14 protein-coding genes and 1 pseudogene are annotated in these 22,418 nt (G+C 64.4%); 10 read left to right on the top strand and 5 right to left on the bottom strand.

Annotation, left to right across the window (positions count from 1 at the left end; all coding sequences use genetic code 11):
• Positions 1 to 130 precede the first annotated feature (130 nt).
• From glnA to ntrC, 4 genes are all read left to right on the top strand, one after another.
• On the top strand, positions 131 to 1,546 hold the full coding sequence (gene glnA / locus FHW58_RS26980) for a type I glutamate--ammonia ligase (RefSeq protein WP_179676281.1): 1,416 nt from the start codon (positions 131 to 133) through the stop codon (positions 1,544 to 1,546).
• A 118-nt stretch (positions 1,547 to 1,664) separates the two neighbouring features.
• A complete protein-coding gene (locus tag FHW58_RS26975) occupies positions 1,665 to 2,150 on the top strand; it encodes a DUF4124 domain-containing protein (protein ID WP_179676280.1) in 486 nt (161 codons plus the stop codon).
• A gap of 10 nt (positions 2,151 to 2,160) precedes the next feature.
• Complete coding sequence (gene glnL / locus FHW58_RS26970) at positions 2,161 to 3,273, top strand: nitrogen regulation protein NR(II) (protein WP_179676279.1); 1,113 nt, start codon at positions 2,161 to 2,163, stop codon at positions 3,271 to 3,273.
• Positions 3,274 to 3,338: 65 nt separating this feature from the next.
• Positions 3,339 to 4,835 (top strand): nitrogen regulation protein NR(I), encoded by a 1,497-nt coding sequence (gene ntrC / locus FHW58_RS26965; RefSeq protein ID WP_179676278.1) that lies wholly within the window; start codon positions 3,339 to 3,341, stop codon positions 4,833 to 4,835.
• Between the two features lie 107 nt (positions 4,836 to 4,942).
• Here the strand turns inward: ntrC and FHW58_RS26960 are convergent, their stop codons facing one another.
• Positions 4,943 to 5,677 (bottom strand): SDR family oxidoreductase, encoded by a 735-nt coding sequence (locus tag FHW58_RS26960; RefSeq protein WP_179676277.1) that lies wholly within the window; start codon positions 5,675 to 5,677, stop codon positions 4,943 to 4,945.
• Positions 5,678 to 5,770: 93 nt separating this feature from the next.
• Between FHW58_RS26960 and FHW58_RS26955 the strand changes: the two genes are divergently transcribed.
• Together FHW58_RS26955 and corA are read left to right on the top strand one after the other, a co-directional pair.
• Positions 5,771 to 6,664, top strand: a complete 894-nt coding sequence (locus tag FHW58_RS26955; RefSeq protein ID WP_179676276.1) for an AraC family transcriptional regulator — start codon at positions 5,771 to 5,773, stop codon at positions 6,662 to 6,664.
• A 35-nt stretch (positions 6,665 to 6,699) separates the two neighbouring features.
• A complete protein-coding gene (gene corA, locus FHW58_RS26950; RefSeq protein ID WP_179676275.1) occupies positions 6,700 to 7,668 on the top strand; it encodes a magnesium/cobalt transporter CorA in 969 nt (322 codons plus the stop codon).
• A 6-nt stretch (positions 7,669 to 7,674) separates the two neighbouring features.
• On the opposite strand, the pseudogene FHW58_RS26945 reads toward corA, so the two are convergent.
• Together FHW58_RS26945 and FHW58_RS26940 are read right to left on the bottom strand one after the other, a co-directional pair.
• A pseudogene (locus FHW58_RS26945) lies at positions 7,675 to 8,508 on the bottom strand (cyclase family protein); the annotation flags it as partial.
• A gap of 92 nt (positions 8,509 to 8,600) precedes the next feature.
• Entirely contained in the window at positions 8,601 to 11,369 is a 2,769-nt protein-coding gene (locus FHW58_RS26940; protein WP_179676273.1) for a TonB-dependent receptor, read from the bottom strand.
• A 310-nt stretch (positions 11,370 to 11,679) separates the two neighbouring features.
• Here FHW58_RS26940 and FHW58_RS26935 point away from each other — a divergent pair, with 310 nt between their 5' ends.
• Positions 11,680 to 13,029 carry a GAF domain-containing sensor histidine kinase gene (locus FHW58_RS26935; protein WP_179676272.1) on the top strand — a complete coding sequence of 450 codons (1,350 nt, stop codon included), beginning with the start codon at positions 11,680 to 11,682 and terminating at the stop codon, positions 13,027 to 13,029.
• Between the two features lie 13 nt (positions 13,030 to 13,042).
• On the opposite strand, the gene FHW58_RS26930 is transcribed toward FHW58_RS26935, so the two are convergent.
• Positions 13,043 to 14,674, bottom strand: coding sequence for an NAD(P)/FAD-dependent oxidoreductase (locus tag FHW58_RS26930; RefSeq protein ID WP_179676271.1), 1,632 nt, complete (start codon positions 14,672 to 14,674; stop codon positions 13,043 to 13,045).
• Positions 14,675 to 14,761: 87 nt separating this feature from the next.
• The gene (locus FHW58_RS26925) at positions 14,762 to 15,490 is read right to left on the bottom strand and encodes a 16S rRNA (uracil(1498)-N(3))-methyltransferase (protein ID WP_179676270.1); all 729 of its coding nucleotides are present in this window, start codon (positions 15,488 to 15,490) and stop codon (positions 14,762 to 14,764) included.
• Positions 15,491 to 16,023: 533 nt separating this feature from the next.
• On the opposite strand from FHW58_RS26925, the gene FHW58_RS26920 reads away from it, so the two are divergent.
• The 3 genes from FHW58_RS26920 (at position 16,024) to gap (ending at position 22,289) form a co-directional block, all read left to right on the top strand.
• Positions 16,024 to 19,071, top strand: coding sequence for a TonB-dependent receptor plug domain-containing protein (locus FHW58_RS26920; RefSeq protein ID WP_229265510.1), 3,048 nt, complete (start codon positions 16,024 to 16,026; stop codon positions 19,069 to 19,071).
• A 164-nt stretch (positions 19,072 to 19,235) separates the two neighbouring features.
• Positions 19,236 to 21,230: a transketolase gene (gene tkt, locus FHW58_RS26915; RefSeq protein WP_179676269.1), complete on the top strand. Its 1,995-nt coding sequence runs from the start codon at positions 19,236 to 19,238 to the stop codon at positions 21,228 to 21,230.
• 48 nt (positions 21,231 to 21,278) lie between these two features.
• On the top strand, positions 21,279 to 22,289 hold the full coding sequence (gene gap / locus FHW58_RS26910; protein WP_176646406.1) for a type I glyceraldehyde-3-phosphate dehydrogenase: 1,011 nt from the start codon (positions 21,279 to 21,281) through the stop codon (positions 22,287 to 22,289).
• Positions 22,290 to 22,418: the final 129 nt, after the last annotated feature.

Here is a 22,418-nt window from a genome sequence, read left to right as displayed (position 1 = left end):
ATGAGGTGCAAAATGTTGGAGTCGCACCAAAGAGGTGCGCGATTGTTCTGCCCATACTGCGTTTCAGGCTGGCACGGATACTGCTTATTTAGGTCCCACGAGTTCCACATATTCCCTTTAGGAGATACGCATGGCAATTACGGCCGCAGAAGTTTTGAAAATAGTCCAGGAAAACGAAGTCAAATTCGTTGATTTCCGTTTCGCAGATACCCGCGGTAAAGAACAGCACGTCACCGTGCCAGTGTCGGCTTTCGACATCGACAAGTTCGAATCGGGTCACGCGTTTGACGGTTCCTCGATCGCCGGCTGGAAAGGCATTGAAGCATCGGACATGATTCTGCTGCCGGACCCAAACACCGCGCGCATCGATCCGTTCATGGAAGAAACCACGCTGTTCATGCAGTGCGACGTCATCGAGCCAGCCGACGGCAAGGGCTATGACCGCGACCCACGCTCCATCGCCAAGCGCGCCGAAGCCTACCTGAAATCGTCGGGCATCGGCGACACCGCCTACTTCGGCCCGGAACCAGAATTCTTCATCTTCGACAGCGTGCGCTGGAAGATCGACATGTCGGGCTGCTTCGTCAAAGTGGACTCGGACGAAGCCTCGTGGTCGACCGACAAGGAAATCGAAGGCGGCAACAGCGGCCACCGTCCAACCGTCAAGGGCGGCTACTTCCCGGTCCCGCCAGTGGACAGCTTCCAGGACATGCGTTCGGAAATGTGCCTGATCCTGGAATCGCTGGGCATTCCGGTGGAAGTGCACCACCACGAAGTGGCCGGCGCCGGCCAGAACGAAATCGGCACCAAGTTCTCGACCCTGGTTGAGCGCGCCGACTGGACCCAGAACCTGAAATACGTGGTGCACAACGTGGCCCACAGCTACGGCAAGACCGCCACCTTCATGCCGAAGCCTATCGTTGGCGACAACGGTTCGGGCATGCACGTGCACCAGTCGATCTGGAAAGACGGCAGCAACCTGTTCGCCGGCGACGGCTATGCCGGCCTGTCGGAAACCGCGCTGTACTACATCGGCGGCATCATCAAGCACGCCAAGGCGCTGAACGCGATCACCAATCCAGGCACCAACTCGTACAAGCGCCTGGTGCCAGGCTTCGAAGCCCCGGTCAAACTGGCGTACTCGGCGAAAAACCGCTCGGCCTCGATCCGTATTCCGCACGTGGCCAATCCTAAAGGCCGCCGCATCGAAACCCGCTTCCCGGACCCGCTGGCCAACGTCTACCTGTGCTTCGCCGCGCTGCTGATGGCCGGCCTGGACGGTATCCAGAACAAGATCCACCCGGGCGAGGCCGCGTCGAAAGACCTGTACCACCTGCCGCCGGAAGAAGACGCACTGATCCCGACCGTGTGCGCCTCGCTGGAAGAAGCGCTGGACAACCTGAACAAGGACCGCGAGTTCCTGACCCGTGGCGGCGTGTTCACCGACTCGATGATCGATGCCTACATCGAACTGAAGATGCAGGACGTGCAGCGCATGCGCATGACCACTCACCCTGCTGAGTTCGACATGTACTACTCGCTGTAACCACCGGGCGCCACGGCGCCGGTGAGCGGCATCCGACGCGGGGCGAGCGCTGGCTTTCCCCGCGTTTTTATTTGGATGCGGTATAGTCGGGTGGAGCGTTCCACCCACGGATTTACGAATGACAACCAGTTTGAAATTGAGCGTGCTGCTGGCGCTGCTGGCCTCGGCGGCGGCGCAAGCGCAGATCTACAAGTGCCAGCCGCCCGGCGGCAGCGTCGAGTTCACCGACATCAACCGCGGCAGCTACTGCAAGCTGATGGATCTGCCGGGGATGACGGTGCCGGCGCCGGCGCGCCGCAGCGCGCCGGCCAGCGCGCGGCCGCCGCAGCCGGCGCCGGCGCCAGGCGAGTTCCCGCGCGTCGACAGCGCCGAGCAGAAGGCGCGCGACGCCGACCGCCGCGGCATCCTCGAAGACGAACTGAAGAACGAGCAGCTGAAGCTGGCCGAGTTGCGCCGCGAATTCAACGGCGGCGAGCCGGAGCGCCGCGGCGACGAGCGCAACTACGCCAAGTACCAGGAGCGGGTGGCGGCGCTGCGCGACAGCATCAGCCGCTCGGAAAAGAATGTCGATGCCTTGAAACGCGAGATCGCGAATATCCGATGACGAGTTAATTATGAGCCTAGTCAACAAGATCGCCGCCCGCGCGGCAGCCGCCATCCACCGTCCGCCGGCGCTGGCCGGCTTGGAATTGCTGGCCTCGGCCGTGGTGCTGCTGGACGCCGACGGCCACATCGCCTACGCCAACGCGGCCGCCGAGAACCTGCTGGAAAGCTCGCTGAAGGCGCTGTCGCGCCAGAAGCTGAGCGCGCAGTTCGTCAATCCCGACGAGCTGGAGCACATCTGCGCACAGGCGCGCGAACACAAGTTTTCCGACCTGCGCCAGGACCTGGCGCTGGAGCGCGCCGGCCGCGAGCCGCTGCACGTGCACAGCATGGTGTCGGCGGTGGAGGAGCCTGCCGGCGGCGTGCTGATCGAGCTGCGCGAAAACCAGCAGCACCTCAAGCTGGACCGCGAGGAACGCATCCTCGACCAGAGCCAGGTCAACAAGGAGCTGATCCGCAACCTGGCGCACGAGATCAAGAACCCGCTGGGCGGCATCCGCGGCGCCGCGCAGTTGCTGGAGATGGAGCTGCCGGGCGCGCACGCGGTGCAGCTGCGCGAGTACACCCAGGTCATCATCAAGGAGGCCGACCGCCTGCAGACGCTGGTGGACCGCCTGCTGGCGCCGCACCGCCGGCCGCACATCGTCGGCGACGTCAACATCCACGAGGTGCTGGAGCGCGTGCGCAGCCTGATGCTGGCCGAGTTCCCGTCCGGCCTGACCATTTTGCGCGACTACGACGCCTCGATTCCCGAGTTCCGCGGCGACAAGGAGCAGCTGATCCAGACCGTGCTCAACATCGCGCACAACGCCGCGCAGGCGCTGTCGGCGCAGATCGAGGCCGGCGACGCCCAGATCGTGTTCAAGACGCGGGTGGCGCGCCAGGTCACGCTGGCCAAGGTCCGCTACGGGCTGGCATTAGACTTGCATATCATCGACAATGGACCGGGTATCGCACCCCAGATCCGCGACCGCATCTTTTACCCGCTGGTATCCGGCAGGGAAGGCGGCAGCGGCCTGGGGCTGACCTTGGCGCAGACCTTCGTGCAGCAGCACATGGGCGTGATCGAGTGCGAGAGCCGGCCTGGATGTACGGATTTCCGTATTTTGCTGCCGTTGCCATAAGCCGCGGCGGGCATTGCGGTCCGTCTCCGTTGATTGACGATCCTCGCGGAAAATACATAAAACACATGAAGCCAATCTGGATAGTAGACGACGACGAATCGATCCGCTGGGTACTGGAAAAAGCACTGGCCAGGGAAAACCTGGCCACCAAGAGTTTTGCCAACGCGCGCGACGCCATCGCCGCGCTGGAATACGAGACGCCACAGGTGCTGGTGTCCGACATCCGCATGCCGGGCGATTCCGGCCTCGACCTGCTGCAGCTGGTGAAGTCGCGCTTCCCGGGCCTGCCGGTCATCATCATCACCGCCTTCTCCGACCTCGATTCGGCGGTGGCGGCCTTCCAGGGCGGTGCCTTTGAATACCTGGCCAAGCCGTTCGACATCGACAAGGCCGTGGAACTGATCCGCCGCGCGCTGGACGAGAGCCTGCGCGAAACCAGCGTTGAATCGGGCCCGGCCGAGACGCCGGAAATTCTCGGCCAGGCGCCAGCAATGCAGGAAGTGTTCCGCGCCATCGGCCGCCTGTCGCAATCCAACGTGACGGTGCTGATCACCGGCGAGTCCGGCTCCGGCAAGGAGCTGGTGGCGCGCGCGCTGCACAAGCACTCGCCGCGCGCGGCGCAGCCGTTCATCGCGCTCAACACGGCGGCGATTCCCAAGGACTTGCTGGAGTCCGAACTGTTCGGCCACGAGCGCGGCGCCTTCACCGGCGCCCAGACCACGCGCCGCGGCCGCTTCGAGCAGGCCGAGGGCGGCACGCTGTTCCTCGACGAGATCGGCGACATGCCGTTCGATTTGCAAACGCGCTTGCTGCGCGTGCTGTCGGACGGCCATTTCTACCGCGTTGGCGGCCACCAGCCGCTGAAGGCCAATGTGCGCGTGATTACCGCCACCCACCAGAACCTGGAACAGCGCGTGCGCGATGGCCTGTTCCGCGAGGACTTGTTCCACCGCCTGAACGTGATCCGGCTGCGCCTGCCCAGTTTGAGGGAGCGGCGCGAGGACATCCCTATTTTGGTGCGTCACTTCCTGGTGCAGAGCGCGAAACAATTAGGCGTGGAAGCCAAGCGCATGAGCGACGCCGCGCTGCAGTTCCTGTGCGGGCTGGAGTTGCCGGGCAATGTGCGTCAGCTGGAGAATCTGTGCAACTGGATCACCGTGATGGCGCCGGGGCAGACGGTGGAGATCAAGGATCTGCCGCTGGAGCTGTCGCAAGAGCAGGGCGGTGGCGCGGCGGCGCCGGCGCTGGCGCAGGCCGAGGGCTATAGCGTGCAGCAGCACCACGGCACCGTGACGCCGGTGGCGGCGGCCGAAGCGCCGGCCAGCGCGTCGCCGGATGCGTGGTTGAGTTTGCTGGAGATGCAGGCCGCCAGCATGTTGAGCGGCGGCCAGCAGGAGGTGATGGCGGTGCTGGGACGGCAGTTCGAGTCGGCGCTGATTCGTACCGCGCTGAAGCACACGCACGGGCGCAAGAACGATGCGGCGGTGCGGCTGGGCATCGGCCGCAACACCATCACCCGCAAGATCGCCGAGCTCGGCATCGACGGCGCCAAGGATGATTGAGCGCTAACGCCAACCCCGGAGGGATAGGGTCAGACCCCGTACGGGGTCTGACCCTGCGCGCCGCAGTGCGGGGTAAACTGTGCCGCAGCGGTCGCGCGTGAACCGCCTTACCCCGTCAGGGCCACCGCGTCCGCGCCGGCGGGAATGCGCATCGGCGCCGCGGGGTCTGTTGCCGCGCGCCATATCGCTTCCACGACATCGCCAGCCTCGGTGACCGCTTCCGTGGACTGCGCCCATCCTTCAAACACACGTTGCGTCAGTTCCTCGTAGGCCGGGTGCATTTGCAGCCGCTGCTTCGCGTTCGCCCCAAAGCTGGTGGACGGCGCACGTCCCGGCAGCACCAGGTGCGCGCGCACATTGAACGACGCCAACTCCAGCGCCAGCGATTCGGTAAATGCATTCACCGCCGCCTTGCTTCCGGTGTACACCGACAACAGCGGCAACGGCTTCAGCGTCACGCTGGACGTGACATTGATGACCACCCCCGCGCGCCGCTGGCGGAACTGCGGCAGCACCGCCTGCGTCATGGCAATGGTGCCGAACACATTGGTGTCGAACACCGCGCGCACGGTCGCCATGTCGACGCCTTCCAGCGCCCCCAGCGCGCCGATGCCGGCGTTGTTGACCAGTACATCCACCGGGCCGGCCTCCGCGACCAGCCGCGCGATGCTGCCGGCGTCGGCCACATCCAGTTCCAGCACCCGCAAGCGCGGCGAGGCCGGCAGCAGGTCCGCGCGCGGCGTGCGCATGGTGGCGATGACGTTCCAGTCACGGTCGAGGAAATAGCGGGCGGTCGCCAGGCCAAAGCCGGATGAGCAGCCAGTAATCAAAATCGTTTTCATGCGAGCTCCTTGAGTTGAGTGACTCCACTGTAGTGCGCCACTGCCGGACTTGCTACAATCAGCAGTCCATGTTTCATTTGCGAGAGTCCAGACATGATCGATCCACTGGCCGAGGTGGTGACACTATTGCAACCACGTGCGCAGTTGTCCAAGGTGGTCAGCGGCGCCGGCGCCTGGCGGGTGCGGCGCTCGCACGCGGGCCAGCCGTTTTACTGCGTGGTGCTGGAGGGCGCCAGCCTGCTGACGATCAGCGGGCGGGCGCCGTTGCCGCTGGCGCAGGGCGATTTTGTGCTGATCCCCGAGTCGCACGAGTTCGCCATGACCAGCCCGCTGCCACCGCCGGCCGCGGCCGACGACCCGCCGCCGCTGCCGTTGGCCGACGGCGCCTTCCGCCTGGGCGCCGCCGACGCGCCGGCCGAGACGGTGCTGCTGGTCGGCCACTGCACCTTCGACTCGCCGGACGCGGCGCTGCTGGTGTCGCTGCTGCCGCAGCTGATCCATATTCGCGGCGAGCAGCGCCTGGCCACGCTGGTGCAACTGGTGCGCGACGAGTCACGTGCCAAGCGGCCGGGACGCGCGCTGGTGCTGTCGCATCTGCTGGAAGTGCTGCTGATCGAGGCGCTGCGCTCGGCCGCCGTCACCGCCGGCGCGCCCGGCCTGCTGCGCGGCCTGGCCGACGAGCGGCTGGCGGTGGCGCTGCGCCGCATGCACGAGGACAGCGCGCGGCCGTGGACGGTGGCGCAGCTGGCCAGGGAGGCGGCACTGTCGCGCTCGGCGTTCTTCGAGCGCTTCAGCGCCGCCGTCGGCGTGGCGCCGATGGCCTATCTGCTGCGCTGGCGCATGGCGCGCGCCAAGCAGCTGCTGCGGCGGCAGGCCAGCGTCGCCGCCGTGGCGGAGCAGGTCGGCTACGGCTCGGCCAGCGCCTTCAGCGTGGCGTTCACCCGTTACGCCGGCGTCACGCCGACGTCGTGGCTGCGCTTGAGGTAAGCTCTCGGCTGATAAAGCAATTTTATGGATGACGTATGCTGATTAATTGTGTGGCCTACCAGGATGGTAAAAAACTGGCCGACATTCCGGTCGAAGACATCAGCGACTATATCGAGCAGCCGGAAACCTTTGTCTGGGTGGCGCTGCGCGACGCCCAGCCGGACGAGCTGGCGGTGATGCAGCAGGAATTCGGCCTGCACGAGCTGGCCGTCGAGGACGCCAGCCGCGGCCACCAGCGGCCCAAGATCGAGGAGTACGGCGATTCGCTGTTCGTGGTGGTCAAGACCATCGAGTGCCACGACGGCGACGTGGCGGTGGGCGAGGTCGATATTTTCGTCGGCCAGAACTATGTGCTGTCGTCGCGCGACGGCAGCAGCCAGCACGGCTTCCAGAGCGTGCGCACGCGCGCCGAGAAGGAGCCGCACATGCTGCGCCTCGGCCCGGCCTTCGTGCTGTACGCGCTGATGGACGCCGTGGTGGACCGCTATTTCCCGGTGCTGGACATGCTGGAAACCGAGTTGGAAAAGATCGAGGAGCTGATCTTCACCCAGGGCCGGCAGCGCGACAACATCCAGCGGCTGTACGAGCTGAAAAGCAAGGTGACGACGGTGCGCCACGTGGTGGCGCCGCTGATGGAGGCGATGGGGCGGCTGCACGGCGGCCGCGTGCCATCCATGTGCCTCGACACGCAGGAATACTTCCGCGACGTGCACGACCACCTGCACCGCATCAGCGGCGCGCTGGACGGCATCCGCGACACCATCGCCACGGCGATCCAGGTCAATCTGTCGATGGTGGCCATCGAGGAAAGCGAAGTCAACAAGCGGCTGGCGGCGTGGGCGGCGATCTTCGCCATCGTCACCGCGTTCGCCGGCCTGTGGGGCATGAACTTCAAGTACATGCCCGAGCTGGAGTGGAAGTTCGGCTACCCGATGGCGATCGCCATCATGGTCGGCGTCTGCCTGTACCTGCACCGGCGCTTCAAGAAGGCCGGCTGGCTGTGAGGTTCCTCAGGTCAGGGCCACCGGATTGACGTTGACCTGGGTGGAGCCGACGTAGAGCGGCTGCCCCAGCACAAACAGGCATTCATACACGCGGTCGCGCACCAGCGCCCGGGTATCGATCAGCTCCAGGTTGTAGATGCCGCGCTGCGCCAGCATGAACTGGTTGACCGGGAATTCCTCGCCGCTCGGGTTGGGATAGACTTCGGACGCCCAGGTGTCGCCGCCAAAGGCGACGATGTCGCGCGCGGCCAGCCAGCGCGCGGCGTCCATGTCGATGCCCGGCTCGACCTCCAGAAATTGCTGGTGGTCCTTGCCGATCAGTTCCAGCCAGCCGGTGTTGAACAGCACCACGTCGCCGGCCTCGATGGTGAGCCCCTGGCGCGCCAGCGTGGCCTCGATGTCGGCCACGGTGATGGCCGTGCCGCCGGGGACGATGTCGACGCCGAAGTGCGCCACCATGTCCAGCACCACCGCGCGCGCCACCAGCGGCGGCACCTTCTCCACGCCCAGCTTCTTGACGCCTTCGACGGTGACGAAGTCCTCGGCCCGGTTTCCGTTGTAATACACGTGGTTGATGCCGATGTGGCCGATGCCATTGAGCTGCGTGCCGACGCCGGTCCAGGCAACCGCCAGTTCGTCCTTGAAGGTGAACTGGTTGGGGCCGGTGGTCTTGCCGGCCTGCTCGCCCGGCTGGATGTTGTACAGCTTGAAGCTGCGGTGGCGGAAGGCAGGCAGGTCCTTGCTGACCGGCACCGCCAGCGGATAGGTCTTGCCGGTTTTGATCAGTCTGGCGGCCTTGAGCACGCGCTCAGGCGTGATCAGATGGGCGGCGCCGATTGCGGCGCACGGTAAAAACTGTTTTGCGCCGGCCACAACAGAAAAAAAGCCCGCGCAGCAGGCGCTGCGCGGGCTTTTTACGGAGCTGCTACGGCTTAGAACTTGTAGCCAGCGGTCACGTAGACGAAGCGGCCACGTGGATCGTACTGGTTGATGTCGTAGCCGGCCTGGAACTGGTTGGTCACGGCGGTACCAATCGGTTGAGGCTGCTTGTCGAACAGGTTCTTCACGCCCAGCGCCAGGGTCAGGTTTTTGATGCCTTTCCAGGTCACGTTGGCGTCGTAGATGGTTTCGGCGCCGATGAACACACGGTTGTCGTTCAGGTCGTGGCCCACTTCGTAGCCGGTGCGGAAGTTCTGCACCAGGGTGGTGGCCCATGGACCATTGCTCCAGGTGGCTGCCAACTGGTGTTTCCAACGCAGGACCACGCCGCCGTTTTGGGCGCCGATGACCGGAGTGCCGGAGCCGTCCACGATGGTGCCGACCTTGTGCGAGATGTCGCCGCCAGGGCTGGTCTGGTTGAAGTCGTCCATGTAGGTGCCGTTCAGGTTCACGTCCAGCTTGCCGAAGCTGAAGTTATCCTTCCAGTTCGCGAACACGTCCAGACCCTGCACGTTGGCGTTGCCGGTGTTGGCCAGGGTTTGCTTGATGCTGACGATGTCGTTGCCGTTCAGCGTCACCAGGCCAGCGTAGGCCGGGTCGCCAGCGCGGAAGCGCGACACCACTTCCTGTGCCGACGGGGTGGCCAGGATGTCACGGATGTTGATGTTGAAGAAGTCAACACCGATGCTGGTCGACGCCACTGGCTGCCATACCACGCCGAACGAGTACTGCTTCGACTTTTCTGGCTTCAGGTTCGGGTTGCCGCCGGTCAGCGAGTTCACCTGCAGGCCGTTTTGCTTGGTGCCTGGATCGTTGAACTGTTCCGAGGTACCCAGCGTTTGCGGGGTCCACAGGTCCACCAGCGATGGCGCGCGGAAGCCGGTGCCGTACGAACCGCGCAGCACCAGTTCCTTGATTGGCTGCCAGCGGAAGTTACCCTTCCAGTTGGCGCTGTTGCCGACGTCGTTGTACTTGTCATCACGCGCGGCCAGGTTGACTTCCAGCGACTTCAGCACAGGAATGCTCAGTTCGCCGAAGGCCGAGTTCACGGTACGGCTGCGGTCGATAGGCACCACCGAGCCGCCCAGGCCCGAGATGTCGCCCGACTCATACGCGGCGCTCGGGTCGGTCACGTACTTTTCCTTGCGCGACTGCAGGCCCAACGCGTATTGCGGGGTAATGCCGGCCACGTTCCAGAAGTCGCCGGTGATCTTGGCGTCGAAGGCATCGCTGGTCGACTTGGCGTTCAGGAAGGTGCCGCTGAAGGCTGCGCTCTTCAGCTGGTCGGCCAGGGCGCCGGTTTGCACGCCGCCTGGTGCCCATGGGTTCCAGTTGCTGGCGTTGATGATCTTGGCGTAGGCCACTTGCGAGAAGTAGCCGGTGGTCACTGCGCTTTCCAGCTTCGATTCGTTGTGGCTGACGGCGACTTCATAGTCGGCGAAGCTCAGCGAGCCTTTGGCGCCGAACACCACGCGGGCTTGCTTGGCGGTGTCGACGTTCTGGCGTGGGCCGAAGTCAAACACGCGCGAGGTGATCGACAGCGGCTTGCCGATCAGCGAGGTGAAGCCCTGGCTGGTCAGGTAAGGCACGGCGATCGACTGGTACACCGGGTTCGTCGGGTACAGCAGCAGCGCGGCGTCCACGCCTTGGGCGGCGAACTGGGCATCGGTTTCGAAGAACGACGCGCGTGCTGGCGACGGCTGGTAGGTCTGTGTGACCTTGCTCTGCGAGTACAGTACGTCAGCGAACAGCTGGTGGTTATCGTTGATCTGATAGGTCAGGTTGCTGGTGAAGTTGTACAGCTCACGATCCGGGGTCAGGCCGACGTCCGGGCCGCTGTCGTAGGCGCAATATGGGCTGCCTTTGGCGCCGCCTTGCAGGGTCGCCATCTTGATGGTCGAGCACTTGTCGCCGATTGCCAGCGGGTTGCCGTAGCCGGAGCCGCCGCTGCTGAAGCCGGCGTCAGGACCGCCGTTCGGGCCCGGGGTGAACGAACCCTGAATGTTGCCCAGACCGGTAGCGGTCGAATTGTAGTAGGGCAGGCGGGTGGCCGATTTGGCGTAGTCACGGTCACGACCGAACAGCGCTTTTTCCTTTTCGTACGAGCCCGACGCAACGATGCTCAGCTTGTCGTTGTTGTAGCCGCCGGTGATCGAGGCGCGGCCGTTCTGGCCACCGCCGCTTTCGGTCGGCGAGCCGTAGGTGCCGGTCACTTCAATGCCTTCGACGCGTTTCGACAGGATGAAGTTGACCACGCCGGCCACGGCATCCGAACCGTACACGCCCGAGGCGCCGTCTTTCAGGATTTCCACGCGCTCGATGGCGGCCAGTGGAATGGCATTGATGTTGACCGAGGCGCCATCGCTACCAGCGAAGGCGGCCAGGCGGCGGCCGTTGACCAGCACCAGGGTACGGGTCGAGCCCAGGCCGCGCAGCGAGATCGACGACAGGCCGCCGGTCGAGGTGCCGGCGCCGGTGGCGTTGGTGGTGCCGCCAGCCGACGAGAATGCCGAGATCGACTGCAGCAGTTCTTCGGTGCTGGTGGCACCGGTCTTGGCGATGTCAGCCTTGCTGACGATCTGCACTGGCAGCGAGGTTTCGTTGTCGACGCGTTTCACAGACGAACCGGTAATTTCCACGCGTTGGATCACAGGGGTGTCCTGTGCGAATGCAGGCTGGGCCAGCAGGCCGGCGCCGATCAGCGCCGCGCTGCCCGAGAACATCAGGCGCACTGCACGCGAGATTGCGGTTTCCATCATCATTGATTGAGCTCCTAGGAGTGTTGTTGTACATCGTCACATTGGAAGACGAGCCAGGACAATTGCTTTATAAATTATCCAAGCTAAGCATGAAACCACTGGAAGTACCCTACGGTCAATTGACAAGATGGAATGTCAGCATAATAAACAACACTTTTGCCCGCTTTTTACCCTAAAAGGGGACTACTTTTACATTAATATACAAAGTCTTGCGTAGATAAACCACAAATTGTGCTAAAGAACCGTTTTTTATTAACCAAGGTTAACGGGTTTGACGCTAAAATTGCCCGGTGAGCGATGCGGGAGCCAGGCCATGAGTGAGCACAACAGGCTGTTCGATGCGGCAGATGGCCGGGCCCTGGCCGAGGCGGCGCTACGGTCGATTACCGATTCCACGGCGCGGGCGCGCGGCGACGATTTCCTGCGCATCCTGGTGCGCGACCTGGCGCGCGCGCTGGATGTGCGTTACGTGATCGCCGGCCGCGTGATCGCCATGGAGGACGGCGAGGGCATCCGCACGCTGGCCGTGTGGGGCGGCGCCGACTACCTGCCCAACATGGAATACAGCCTGCGCCACACGCCGTGCCAGGACGTCACCGAGCAATGCATGTGCTTCCATGGCAGCGGCATCCAGGCCGATTACCCGCAGGACACGCTGCTGGTCGACATGCAGGCCGAGAGCTACATCGGCATGCCGATGATCGATACCGAGGGGCAGACGCTGGGCATCCTGTCGGCCATCGACACCAGGCCGATGGCCGAGGACAAGCGGCTGCTGGCGCTGTCGCTGCTGTCGATCTTCGCCGCCCGCGGCGCCGCCGAGCTGCAGCACCAGGACCGCGAGCAGCAGCTGGAGGCCACCGTGCAGCGCCGCACCGACGCCTTGCTGGCGGCGCAGGCCACGCTGGTCGAGCAGGAAAAAATGGTGGCGCTGGGCACGCTGGTGGCGGGCGTGGCGCACGAGGTCAACACGCCGATCGGCGTCGCCGTCACGGCGGCCTCCACCATGGTCAGCTACGCCGACGACCTGATCCGGTGCGTCGGCGGCGAGCGCGTCAGCCGCTCCGAGCTGCTGGCGACGGCGCAGCGGCTGCGCGAGGGCGCCCAGCTGATCGAGCGCAACCTGGCGCGCGCGGCCGACCTGATCGGCAACTTCAAGCAACTGGCGGTGGACCAGGGCAGCACCCATGTGTCGGAAGTGAGCTTGCGCGAGCACGCGCTGAGCGTGGTGTCGGCGCACGGGCCGGAGCTGCGCAAGGTGGGCCTCGCGGTGGAGGTCGACATCGCGCCGGATTTGCGCACGCGGCTGGACGCCGGGCGCTGGTCGCAGGTGCTGTCCAACCTGCTGATGAACGCGGCCAAGCACGGCTACCCGAACGGCGGGCCGGGGCGGGTGACGCTGGCCGCGCGGCTGGCGCTGGATGGCGGCGCGCGCTGGCTGCTGCTGGAGTTCGCCGACGACGGCGTCGGCCTGACGCCCGAGGTGCGCGAGCGCGTGTTCGAACCGTTTTTCACCACCAAGCGCGGGCAGGGCGGCTCGGGGCTGGGCATGCACATCGTCTACACCATTGTGCACCAGATGGGCGGCCAGGTGGCGGTGGCCGCCCCCGCGCCCGACAGCGCCGGCTGCCGCATCAAGCTGCGGCTGCCGGTGCGCGATTAAAAAGCAGCTGGGCTTACTGCGCGGCCAGCGACAGGGCGACCGCCTCGGCCACCTTGATGCCGTCGACGCCGGCCGACAGGATGCCGCCGGCGTAGCCTGCGCCTTCGCCGGCCGGGAACAGGCCGCGCGTGTTCAGGCTCTGCAGCGTGTCGTCGTCGCGCTTGATGCGGATCGGCGACGAGGTGCGCGTTTCCAGCCCGGTCAGCACGGCGTCGTGCTTGAAGTAGCCCTTGATCTGCTTGTCGAACGCCGGGAAGGCCTCGCGCAGCGCCGTCACCGCGAACTCCGGCAGGATCTGCGCCAGGTCGGTCAGCGTGATGCCCGGCTTGTACGACGGCGTCACCGCGCCAAAGTCGGTCGAGGCGCGGCCGGCCACGAAGTCGCCCATCAGCTGGCCGGGGGCGTTGTAGGTGCCGCCGCCCAGCTTGAACGCCTTCTCTTCCAGGTCGCGCTGGAAGGCGACGCCGGCCAGCGGATGGCCCGGATAATCGACTTCCGGCGAAATGCTGACCACGATGGCGCTGTTGGCGTTGCGCTCGTTGCGCGAATACTGGCTCATGCCGTTGGTGACCACGCGGCCCGGCTCGGACGCCGCCGCCACCACCGTGCCGCCCGGGCACATGCAGAAGCTGTACACCGCGCGGCCGTTCGAGGCGTGGTGCACCAGCTTGTAGTCGGCCGCGCCCAGGATCGGGTGGCCGGCGTTGGGGCCGAAGCGGCAGGCGTCGATCAGCGATTGCGGGTGCTCGACGCGGAAGCCGATCGAGAACGGTTTGGCCTCGATGTAGACGCCGCGCTCGTACAGCATTTCGAAGGTGTCGCGCGCGCTGTGGCCGATGGCCAGCACCACGTGGTTGGTGGCGATGCGCTCGCCGCTCTGCAGCACGATGCCGCGCACCTGGCGGCCGTCGGCCGTGTCCTCGATGTCGATGTCGGTGACCTTGCTTTCAAAGCGGTATTCGCCGCCCAGCGCCTCGATCGTCTCGCGCATCGACTCGACCATCTTGACCAGGCGGAAGGTGCCAATGTGCGGCTTGCTGACGTAGATGATTTCCTCCGGCGCGCCGGCCTTGACGAACTCGGTCAGCACCTTGCGGCCGTAGTGTTTCGGGTCCTTGATCTGGCTGTACAGCTTGCCGTCCGAGAAGGTGCCGGCGCCGCCTTCGCCGAATTGCACGTTCGATTCCGGGTTGAGCTTGCGCTGGCGCCAGAAGCCGAAGGTGTCAACGGTGCGCTCGCGCACGATCTTGCCGCGCTCGACGATGATGGGGCGCAGGCCCATCTGCGCCAGGATCAGCGCCGCCAGCAGGCCGCACGGGCCGATGCCGATCACCACCGGGCGCTGGAAATCGGCGCGGGCGGCGATGGCCTGGCCGTCGGCGACGAATTTGTACGAGGTGTCGGGCGAGGGCATCAGGTGCACGTCATGCTGCAGGCGCTGCAGCACGGCCGCCTCGTTGGCGACGTCGACGTCCAGCGAGTAGATCAGCACGATGGCGGTTTTCTTGCGCGCGTCGTAGCTGCGCTTGTAGACGGTGTAGCCGCGCAGGTCGGCGGCGGGGATGTCCAGGCGCGCCAAGATGGCGGCCGGCAGTTGCTCCTCGCTGTGGTTGAGTGGGAGCTTGAGTTCGTTGATACGCAACATGGGTGGAGGGTTCCGAAAATTGCAGGGCTCCGTAGCTAGCGGAGAGCGAAACGGTATTTTACCCTGAGCAGCCGCGGCGGCGTCAGTTCAGGCCAGCCCGCCCCACGCCGCGCTCAGCACCGACACCGCCATCAACGCCGCCGTCTCGGTGCGCAGGATGCGCGGTCCCATCGCCAGCGGCAAGGCGCCGTGGCGCAGCGCCAGCGCTTCTTCCTGCTCGCTGAGACCGCCTTCGGGGCCAACCACCAGGGTTACCGCCTGCGGTGCCTGGTGGCGCGCCCAGCTGGCCAGCGAGTGCTCGGCGCGCGGCGTCAGGATGATGCGGCGGTGCAGGTCCTGCTGGGTGATCCACTGTTTATAGTCTTGCGGGGGCGCCAGTTGGGCCAGCCGGTTGCGGCCGCTCTGCTCGGCGGCAGCGACAATGATGCCGCGCCAGTGGTCCAGTTTTTTCTCGGCCCGCTCGGCCGACAGTTTCACCACGCAGCGTTGCGCCGCCAGCGGCTGGAAGCCCGACACGCCCAGTTCAATCGCCTTTTCGATGATCCAGTCCATCTTGCTGCCCTCGGGCAGGGCTTGCGCCAGGGTAATGGCAAACGGCAACTCGGCCTCGCGCGCCACGTGGGCCTTGATGTCGGCGCTGGCACTGCGGCGGCCGATCTCGCCCAGGCTGGCGGTGTATTCGCCACCGTCGCCGTTGAACAGGGTGACCAGGTCGCCGCGGCCCAGGCGCAGCACCTGCACGTGGTGGGCGACCGCTTCAGGCAGATCGACAAGCTGGCCTATCGCCAGCGGCTGGGAAACGTAAAAGCGGGGCATGGGAATCCGATCGAGAGACGAGCCGCCATTTTAATCGGTGCCGCCCCGGCGAGAAACCGCTGCAAACTATCGGTCAATGACGCCCTGTGTTGGTGCGTATTAATTCCATGTTGGTGCGGGCAGGTGATGGCGTGCACCAGCAGGTTTCGCGCGGATCGCGGCCACAGAATTTTATTCTGAAAAGATGGCAAAACCTGCTTGCGTGGAAAATTTTATATCGATATGCGGAAGTTGCGCGGAACAAACAGTGGGTGTTTGTGTGAGAGGAACGCATGAAATCTGCCGTCCCATCATAAATTATTTATCCACCCTCTTACATAAAATAAACACGTTTTCTGTCAATTTTTCCGTTTCGCGTTGTTTTATTGCATAACAAAAGTTGTATTGTTGACACACTTGTTTGCCGCGTGTTTTTATTGATTTATGGGCAGGCAGCACCCGCCCGTAATTGTTGGTAAGTAAGAGCTCTCCACAGAGAGAGAATGGGTATTGTTGCCTACAAGGCAAAATTTATTCAAATTGGGAATACACTCATGATGTTACGTAAAACAGTTCTTGTGAACGCGTTGTCGCTCGCCTTTGGCACGGCAGCGTTGACCATGGCCGTTGTGCAGCCGGCCATGGCGCAGTCGAATGCCAGCGGTACCGTTTATGGCCGCGTGGCGCCAGGCAGCGCGACCGCGGTTGTGCTGAAGAACCTCGACACCAACCAGACCCGTACCACCGCTGTGGACGCCAGCGGCGCGTTCAGCGCCACCTCGCTGCCGGTCGGCCGCTACAGCGCCACGCTGATGAATGGTGCGACCACCGGCGCCACCACCAACCTGGAAGTCCTGGTGGGCCAGGGTGTGGAAGCCGTGTTCGGCGGCGGCGTACAGACCGTGCAGGTGAGCGGCCGTCGCAGCCGTATCGACATGACCAGCGCCAACAACGGCGCCACTTTCACCGCGCGCGAACTGGACAAACTGCCGATCGCCCGCAGCGTGGAAGCGATTGTGCAACTGGCGCCGAACACCACCCGCGGCGACCCTACCTATTCAGCCGGCGCCAGTATCGGCGGCGGCGGCGCATCGGAAAATGCGTACTACATCAACGGTTTCCCGGTCACCAACCCGCTGAGCCAGCTGGGCGGCTTTGAGCTGCCATTCGGCGCCATCGCCCAGGCCCAGGTGCTGACTGGCGGCTACGGCGCCGAGTTCGGCCGTTCGGTCGGCGGTGTGGTCAACATCACCACCAAATCCGGTACCAACACCTGGGAAGTGGGTGGCCTGATCTCGACCACGCCAAAAGACTGGCGCGCTCACTACAAGGATATGTACTACTCCAACACCGGCGTGTTCCCTGCCACCGATGGCACGCTGCGTATCCGTCGTGAAAACAATACCCGCGAACAGACCCAGTACTCTGCCTATGTTGGCGGTCCGCTGATCAAAGATACCTTGTTCGGCTTCGTCGCCCTGGAGCAGACCGAAGACGAAGTGTCGGGCGTCTACAATGGCCGTACCGCGCTGACCAATGCGTCGAACGGCTGGCGCGACTACCAGACCACCACCCAGCGCTACTACATCAAGCTGGACTGGAACATCACCGACAACCATCGCCTGGAATACACCGGCATCGGTGACCTGCCGAAGACCAACACCCAGTACCGCTCGTACGACTACGTGACCCGCGCCGTGGGCAGCAAAGTCAACTCGTCGACCCACGAGGAATACGGCCCATTCAACCCGAACGGCGGCCAGGCCAACATCCTGCGCTACGTCGGCAACATCACCGACGACCTCACCGTCAACGCGCTGTACGGCAAATCGCGTGCGCGCCACATCTATACCCCGGCCGGCTACGATCCAACCATCGCGCAGGTCACCGCTTCGCCGGAAAACCAGGTCGCCGGCCTGAACTACACGGGTGGCCAGCCGTTCAGCACCAACCAGCCATACAACGGCGCCCAGGATAACGTGATCTCGAAACGCCTGGACCTGGAATACAAGCTGGGCAGCCACAAGCTGCGTGCCGGTCTGGACAACAACTCGATGTCGTCGCTGAACGCCGGCGACGCGCTGGCGGGCGGCGCCCTGTGGACCTACCTGAAGACCGATCCGTCCAAACCGCTCGCGGTTGCAGGCGGCACCGTTCCGGCGCTGGCCGGCCGCGGCGCGCTGGCGTCGCAAGGCTACTACGTGTCGAAGACGCTGACGTCGACCGTGTCGAACGCCTATGCCGGCCAGGACGCGCAGTACATCGAAGACCAGTGGCAGATCACGCCAAAACTGCTGGTGACCGGTGGTATCCGTCGTGAAGGCTTCTACAACGCCAACCAGGACGGCACCAAGTACATCGAGATGAAGAACCAGATCGCGCCGCGCCTGTCGGCCGTGTGGGACGCCAATGGCGACAACTCGATGAAGGTCTTCGGTAGCGCCGGCCGTTACACGCTGCAGATGCCAACCGTGATCGCTCTGCGTGGCGCCAACGGTTCGCTGAACACCACCCAGTACTTTACCTACACCGGCACCGACTCGCACGGCGCGCCGACCGGCATCACGGCCATCACCAACCCGCTGTCGGCCAACAACGAACTCGGTCAGGCGAAAGACCCGAAAACCGTTGCCGCGCTGGACATGAAGCCGTCGTACCAGGATGAGATCACGCTGGGCTTCGAAAAAGCCTACAGCCCGAGCCTGAACTTCGGCGTCAAGGCCACCTACCGTACCCTGAAATCGACCATCGACGACTTCTGCGACGCCCGCGTATTCGAAAAATACGCTGCCCAGCACAACATCGATACGTCGAACTGGGGCGGCTTCAGCTGCGCATCGTTCAATCCGGGCGAAGCCAACGACTTCCTGGTTGACTACGCAGGCACCGGCAAGAACTACACCCGCGTTCACCTGAGCAAGGAAGACCTGGGCTTCGACAAGGCCAAGCGTACCTACGCCGCGCTGGACTTCTTCGCCGAGCACCCATTCCGCGATGGCTGGTATGGCAAGGTCAACTACACCCTGGGCCGCAGCAAGGGCAACACCGAAGGTCAGACCCTGTCGGATACCACCAACGCCCAACCGGACGTGGCGGCGACCCAGACCTGGGACTACAAGGAGCTGATGCAGTACTCGGACGGCCTGCTGCCGAACGACCGCCGGCACCAGATCAAGGCCTTCGGCTTCTATGAAGTCACGCCGCAGATCACCGTCGGTGGCTTCCTGACCCTGGCTTCGGGCCGTCCGCGTTCGTGCTCGGGCACCAACCCGACCACCATCGGCACCGACTACAACTACAACTCGGCGTCGCACTACTGCTTCGGCGTGACCGGCGACAAGAACGTGCCGTCGCCACGTGGCACCGTGGGCCGTCTGCCATGGGAAAAAACCCTGGACCTGAACGCCGCATGGCGTCCGACCTTCCTGCCAGGCCTGTCGCTGAAAGTGGACGTGTACAACGTGCTGAACGACCAGACCGCGCAGAAAGTGGTCGAGCGTTACAACACCAACAACGCCCGTTACGCGCTGTACGAATCGGTGCTGGCCTACACTGCGCCACGCGCGTTCAAGTTCACCGCGGAGTTCAACAAGAAGTTCTAAGTTGGCTATCGGCGCCGGCCTGACCGGCGCCTGAGAGCAGGGGCGGCGTGCCATTCTGGACGCCGCCCTTTTTCGTTCTGGCGACGCTGCTCTGGTAGAATAGCCAGCTTCAGAAAGTAGCCGGCCTACTGCAAACGCATTCAAACTCCGTGATTGACCACACCATGACTTTTACGCCCCAACACCCACAAAAAGCCAATGCGATCCGCGCGCTGGCCATGGACGCCGTCCAGAAGGCCAATTCCGGCCACCCAGGCATGCCGATGGGCATGGCCGAGATCGCGGTTGCGCTGTGGAGCGGCCACTACCGCCACAATCCGGCCAACCCGGGCTGGGTCAACCGCGACCGCTTCCTGCTGTCCAACGGCCACGGCTCGATGCTGCACTACGCGCTGCTGCACCTGAGCGGCTACGCGGTGAGCATGGATGACATCCAGGCCTTCCGCCAGCTGCACTCGAAGACCCCGGGTCACCCGGAAGTGGGCTACACCCCGGGCGTGGAAACCACCACCGGCCCGCTGGGCCAGGGCATCGCCAACGCGGTCGGCATGGCGCTGGCCGAGTGGCTGCTGGCGAGCGAATTCAACAAGCCGGGCCTGGACGTGGTCGATCACTATACCTACGCCTTCGTCGGCGATGGCTGCCTGATGGAGGGCATCTCGCACGAGGCGTGCGCGCTGGCCGGTACGCTGGGTCTGAAAAAACTGATCGCGCTGTACGACGACAACGGCATCTCGATCGACGGCAAGGTGGAAGGCTGGTTCACCGACGACACCCCGGCCCGTTTCGAGGCCTACGGCTGGAACGTGATCCGCGCGGTCGACGGCCACGACGTGGCCGCCGTCTCGGCCGCCATCGAAGCGGCCAAACAAGCCGGCAAGCCGACCCTGATCTGCTGCAAGACCATCATCGGCAAGGGCTCGCCTAACCTGCAGGGCGGCGACAAGGTGCACGGCGCCGCGCTGGGCGACAAGGAAGTGGCCGCCGTGCGCGAATACATCGGCTGGAGCGCTGCCCCGTTCGAGGTGCCGGCCGACGTCTACGCCGCCTGGGACTTCAAGGCCGCCGGCGCCCAGCTGGAAGCCGACTGGGCTGCCAAGTTCGCCGAGTACAGCGCCCAATACCCGCAGGAAGCCGCTGAGCTGAGCCGTCGCATGGCCGGCGAGCTGCCGGGCAACTTCGAGGCGACGCTGGCCGCCGGCATCGCCGCCACCGTCGAGAAAAAGGAAAACATCGCCACCCGCAAGGCCAGCCAGAACGCCATCCAGGCGCTGGCGCCGGTGCTGCCGGAATTCCTCGGCGGCTCGGCCGACCTGACCGGCTCCAACCTGACCAACTGGAAGGAAATCACCCCGGTGCGTTCCGGCCAGCCCGGCAACCACATCAACTACGGCGTGCGCGAGTTCGGCATGTCGGCGATCATGAACGGCGTCGCCCTGCACGGCGGCTACATCCCGTTCGGCGCCACCTTCCTGACCTTCGCCGACTACAGCCGCAACGCGCTGCGCATGGCCGCGCTGATGAAGCAGCGTTCGATCTTCGTGTTCACCCACGATTCGATCGGCCTGGGCGAGGACGGCCCGACCCACCAGTCGGTCGAGCACGTGTCGTCGCTGCGCCTGATCCCCAACCTGGACAACTGGCGGCCGTGCGACACCACCGAGTCGATGGTGGCGTGGGGCGAGGCGGTCAAGCGCAAGAATGGCCCGTCGACGCTGATCTTCTCGCGCCAGAACCTGCCGTACCAGGAGCGCAGCGCCGCGCAGATCGCCGACATCGCGCGCGGCGGCTACGTGCTGAAGGAAGTCGCCGACGCCAAGGTGACGCTGATCGCCACCGGCTCGGAAATCGAACTGGCGCAGGCTGCCGCCACCGCGCTGGCGGCCGAGGGCATCGCCGCGCGCGTGGTGTCGATGCCGTCGACCGACGTGTTTGACCGTCAGGACGCCGCCTACAAGGCCAGCGTGCTGACCAAGGGCGTGCCGCGCGTGGCGATCGAGGCGGGCGTGACCGATTTCTGGTACAAGTACGTCGGTCTGGAAGGCGCGGTGGTGGGCATCGATACCTTCGGTGAGTCGGCCCCGGCGGGGGTGCTGTTCAAGCACTTCGGCTTCACGGTGGACAACGTCGTGGCGAAAGTCAAAACGGTCATTGCTTAATCTATAATTGCTTATTGCGGTACTAATATTTCTAATCAGGAGCAAAGTATGACGATCAAAGTTGCAATCAATGGCTATGGCCGTATCGGCCGTAATGTGCTGCGTGCATTCTACGAAGGCGGCAAGAAGCAAGACATCCAGATCGTGGCGATTAACGACCTGGGCGATGCCAAGGCCAATGCCCACCTGACCCGCTACGACACCGCCCACGGCAAGTTCCCGGGCACCGTGGAAGTGGACGGCGACAACATGATCGTGAACGGCGACGTGATCCGCGTGTTCGCGCAGCGCAACCCGGCGGAAATCCCGTGGGGCGACCTCGGCGTGGACGTGGTGCTGGAGTGCACCGGCTTCTTCACCACCAAGGAAAAAGCCTCGGCCCACCTGAAGGGCGGCGCCAAGAAGGTGATCATCTCGGCGCCGGGCGGCAAGGATGTCGACGCCACCATCGTCTACGGCGTCAACCACGGCGTGCTGAAGGCGTCGGACACCGTGATCTCGAACGCCTCGTGCACCACCAACTGCCTGGCGCCGCTGGTCAAGCCGCTGAACGACGCCATCGGCCTGGAAAACGGCCTGATGACCACCGTCCACGCCTACACCAACGACCAGGTGCTGACCGACGTCATGCACGAAGACCTGCGCCGCGCCCGTTCGGCCACGCAGTCGATGATCCCGACCAAGACCGGCGCCGCCGCCGCGGTCGGCCTGGTGCTGCCGGAGCTGAACGGCAAGCTGGACGGCTACGCCATCCGCGTGCCGACCATCAACGTGTCGATCGTCGACCTGTCGTTCATCGCCAAGCGCGACACCACCGTCGATGAAATCAACGCGCTGATGAAGGCCGCCGCCGAGGGCCCGCTGAAAGGCGTGCTGACCTACAACACCGAGCCGCTGGTGTCGGTCGACTTCAACCACAACCCGGCCTCGTCCAACTTCGACGCCACCCTGACCAAGGTGTCGGGCCGGCTGGTCAAGGTATCGTCGTGGTACGACAACGAGTGGGGCTTCTCGAACCGCATGCTGGACACCACCGTGGCGCTGATGAGCGCCAAGTAAGCGCGCCGGCCAACAAAAAAGCCTCCCTCGGGAGTAATGCCGTTCAGTTAAGACTGAACGGCATTTTTATTTTGCGGTGTTGTAAACGTAAGAAGAGCCTGTTAACCTGCGGCTCATGCTTGATGATGC

The sequence above is a fragment of the Duganella sp. 1224 genome, from assembly GCF_013408245.1.
Classification (GTDB): Bacteria; Pseudomonadota; Gammaproteobacteria; order Burkholderiales; family Burkholderiaceae_D; genus Rugamonas.
Note: the sequence above shows the minus strand (reverse complement) of the source record. Positions and strands in the feature narration are given on the sequence as shown.

Coding starts and splice junctions, on each gene's coding strand:
- gap (WP_176646406.1), top strand. CDS start 21,279: ATGACGATCAAAGTTGCAATCAATGGCTATGGCCGTATCGGCCGTAAT.
- tkt (WP_179676269.1), top strand. CDS start 19,236: ATGACTTTTACGCCCCAACACCCACAAAAAGCCAATGCGATCCGCGCG.
- FHW58_RS26920 (WP_229265510.1), top strand. CDS start 16,024: ATGATGTTACGTAAAACAGTTCTTGTGAACGCGTTGTCGCTCGCCTTT.
- ntrC (WP_179676278.1), top strand. CDS start 3,339: ATGAAGCCAATCTGGATAGTAGACGACGACGAATCGATCCGCTGGGTA.
- glnA (WP_179676281.1), top strand. CDS start 131: ATGGCAATTACGGCCGCAGAAGTTTTGAAAATAGTCCAGGAAAACGAA.
- FHW58_RS26940 (WP_179676273.1), bottom strand. CDS start 11,369: ATGATGATGGAAACCGCAATCTCGCGTGCAGTGCGCCTGATGTTCTCG.
- corA (WP_179676275.1), top strand. CDS start 6,700: ATGCTGATTAATTGTGTGGCCTACCAGGATGGTAAAAAACTGGCCGAC.
- FHW58_RS26925 (WP_179676270.1), bottom strand. CDS start 15,490: ATGCCCCGCTTTTACGTTTCCCAGCCGCTGGCGATAGGCCAGCTTGTC.
- FHW58_RS26975 (WP_179676280.1), top strand. CDS start 1,665: ATGACAACCAGTTTGAAATTGAGCGTGCTGCTGGCGCTGCTGGCCTCG.
- FHW58_RS26955 (WP_179676276.1), top strand. CDS start 5,771: ATGATCGATCCACTGGCCGAGGTGGTGACACTATTGCAACCACGTGCG.
- glnL (WP_179676279.1), top strand. CDS start 2,161: ATGAGCCTAGTCAACAAGATCGCCGCCCGCGCGGCAGCCGCCATCCAC.
- FHW58_RS26960 (WP_179676277.1), bottom strand. CDS start 5,677: ATGAAAACGATTTTGATTACTGGCTGCTCATCCGGCTTTGGCCTGGCG.
- FHW58_RS26930 (WP_179676271.1), bottom strand. CDS start 14,674: ATGTTGCGTATCAACGAACTCAAGCTCCCACTCAACCACAGCGAGGAG.
- FHW58_RS26935 (WP_179676272.1), top strand. CDS start 11,680: ATGAGTGAGCACAACAGGCTGTTCGATGCGGCAGATGGCCGGGCCCTG.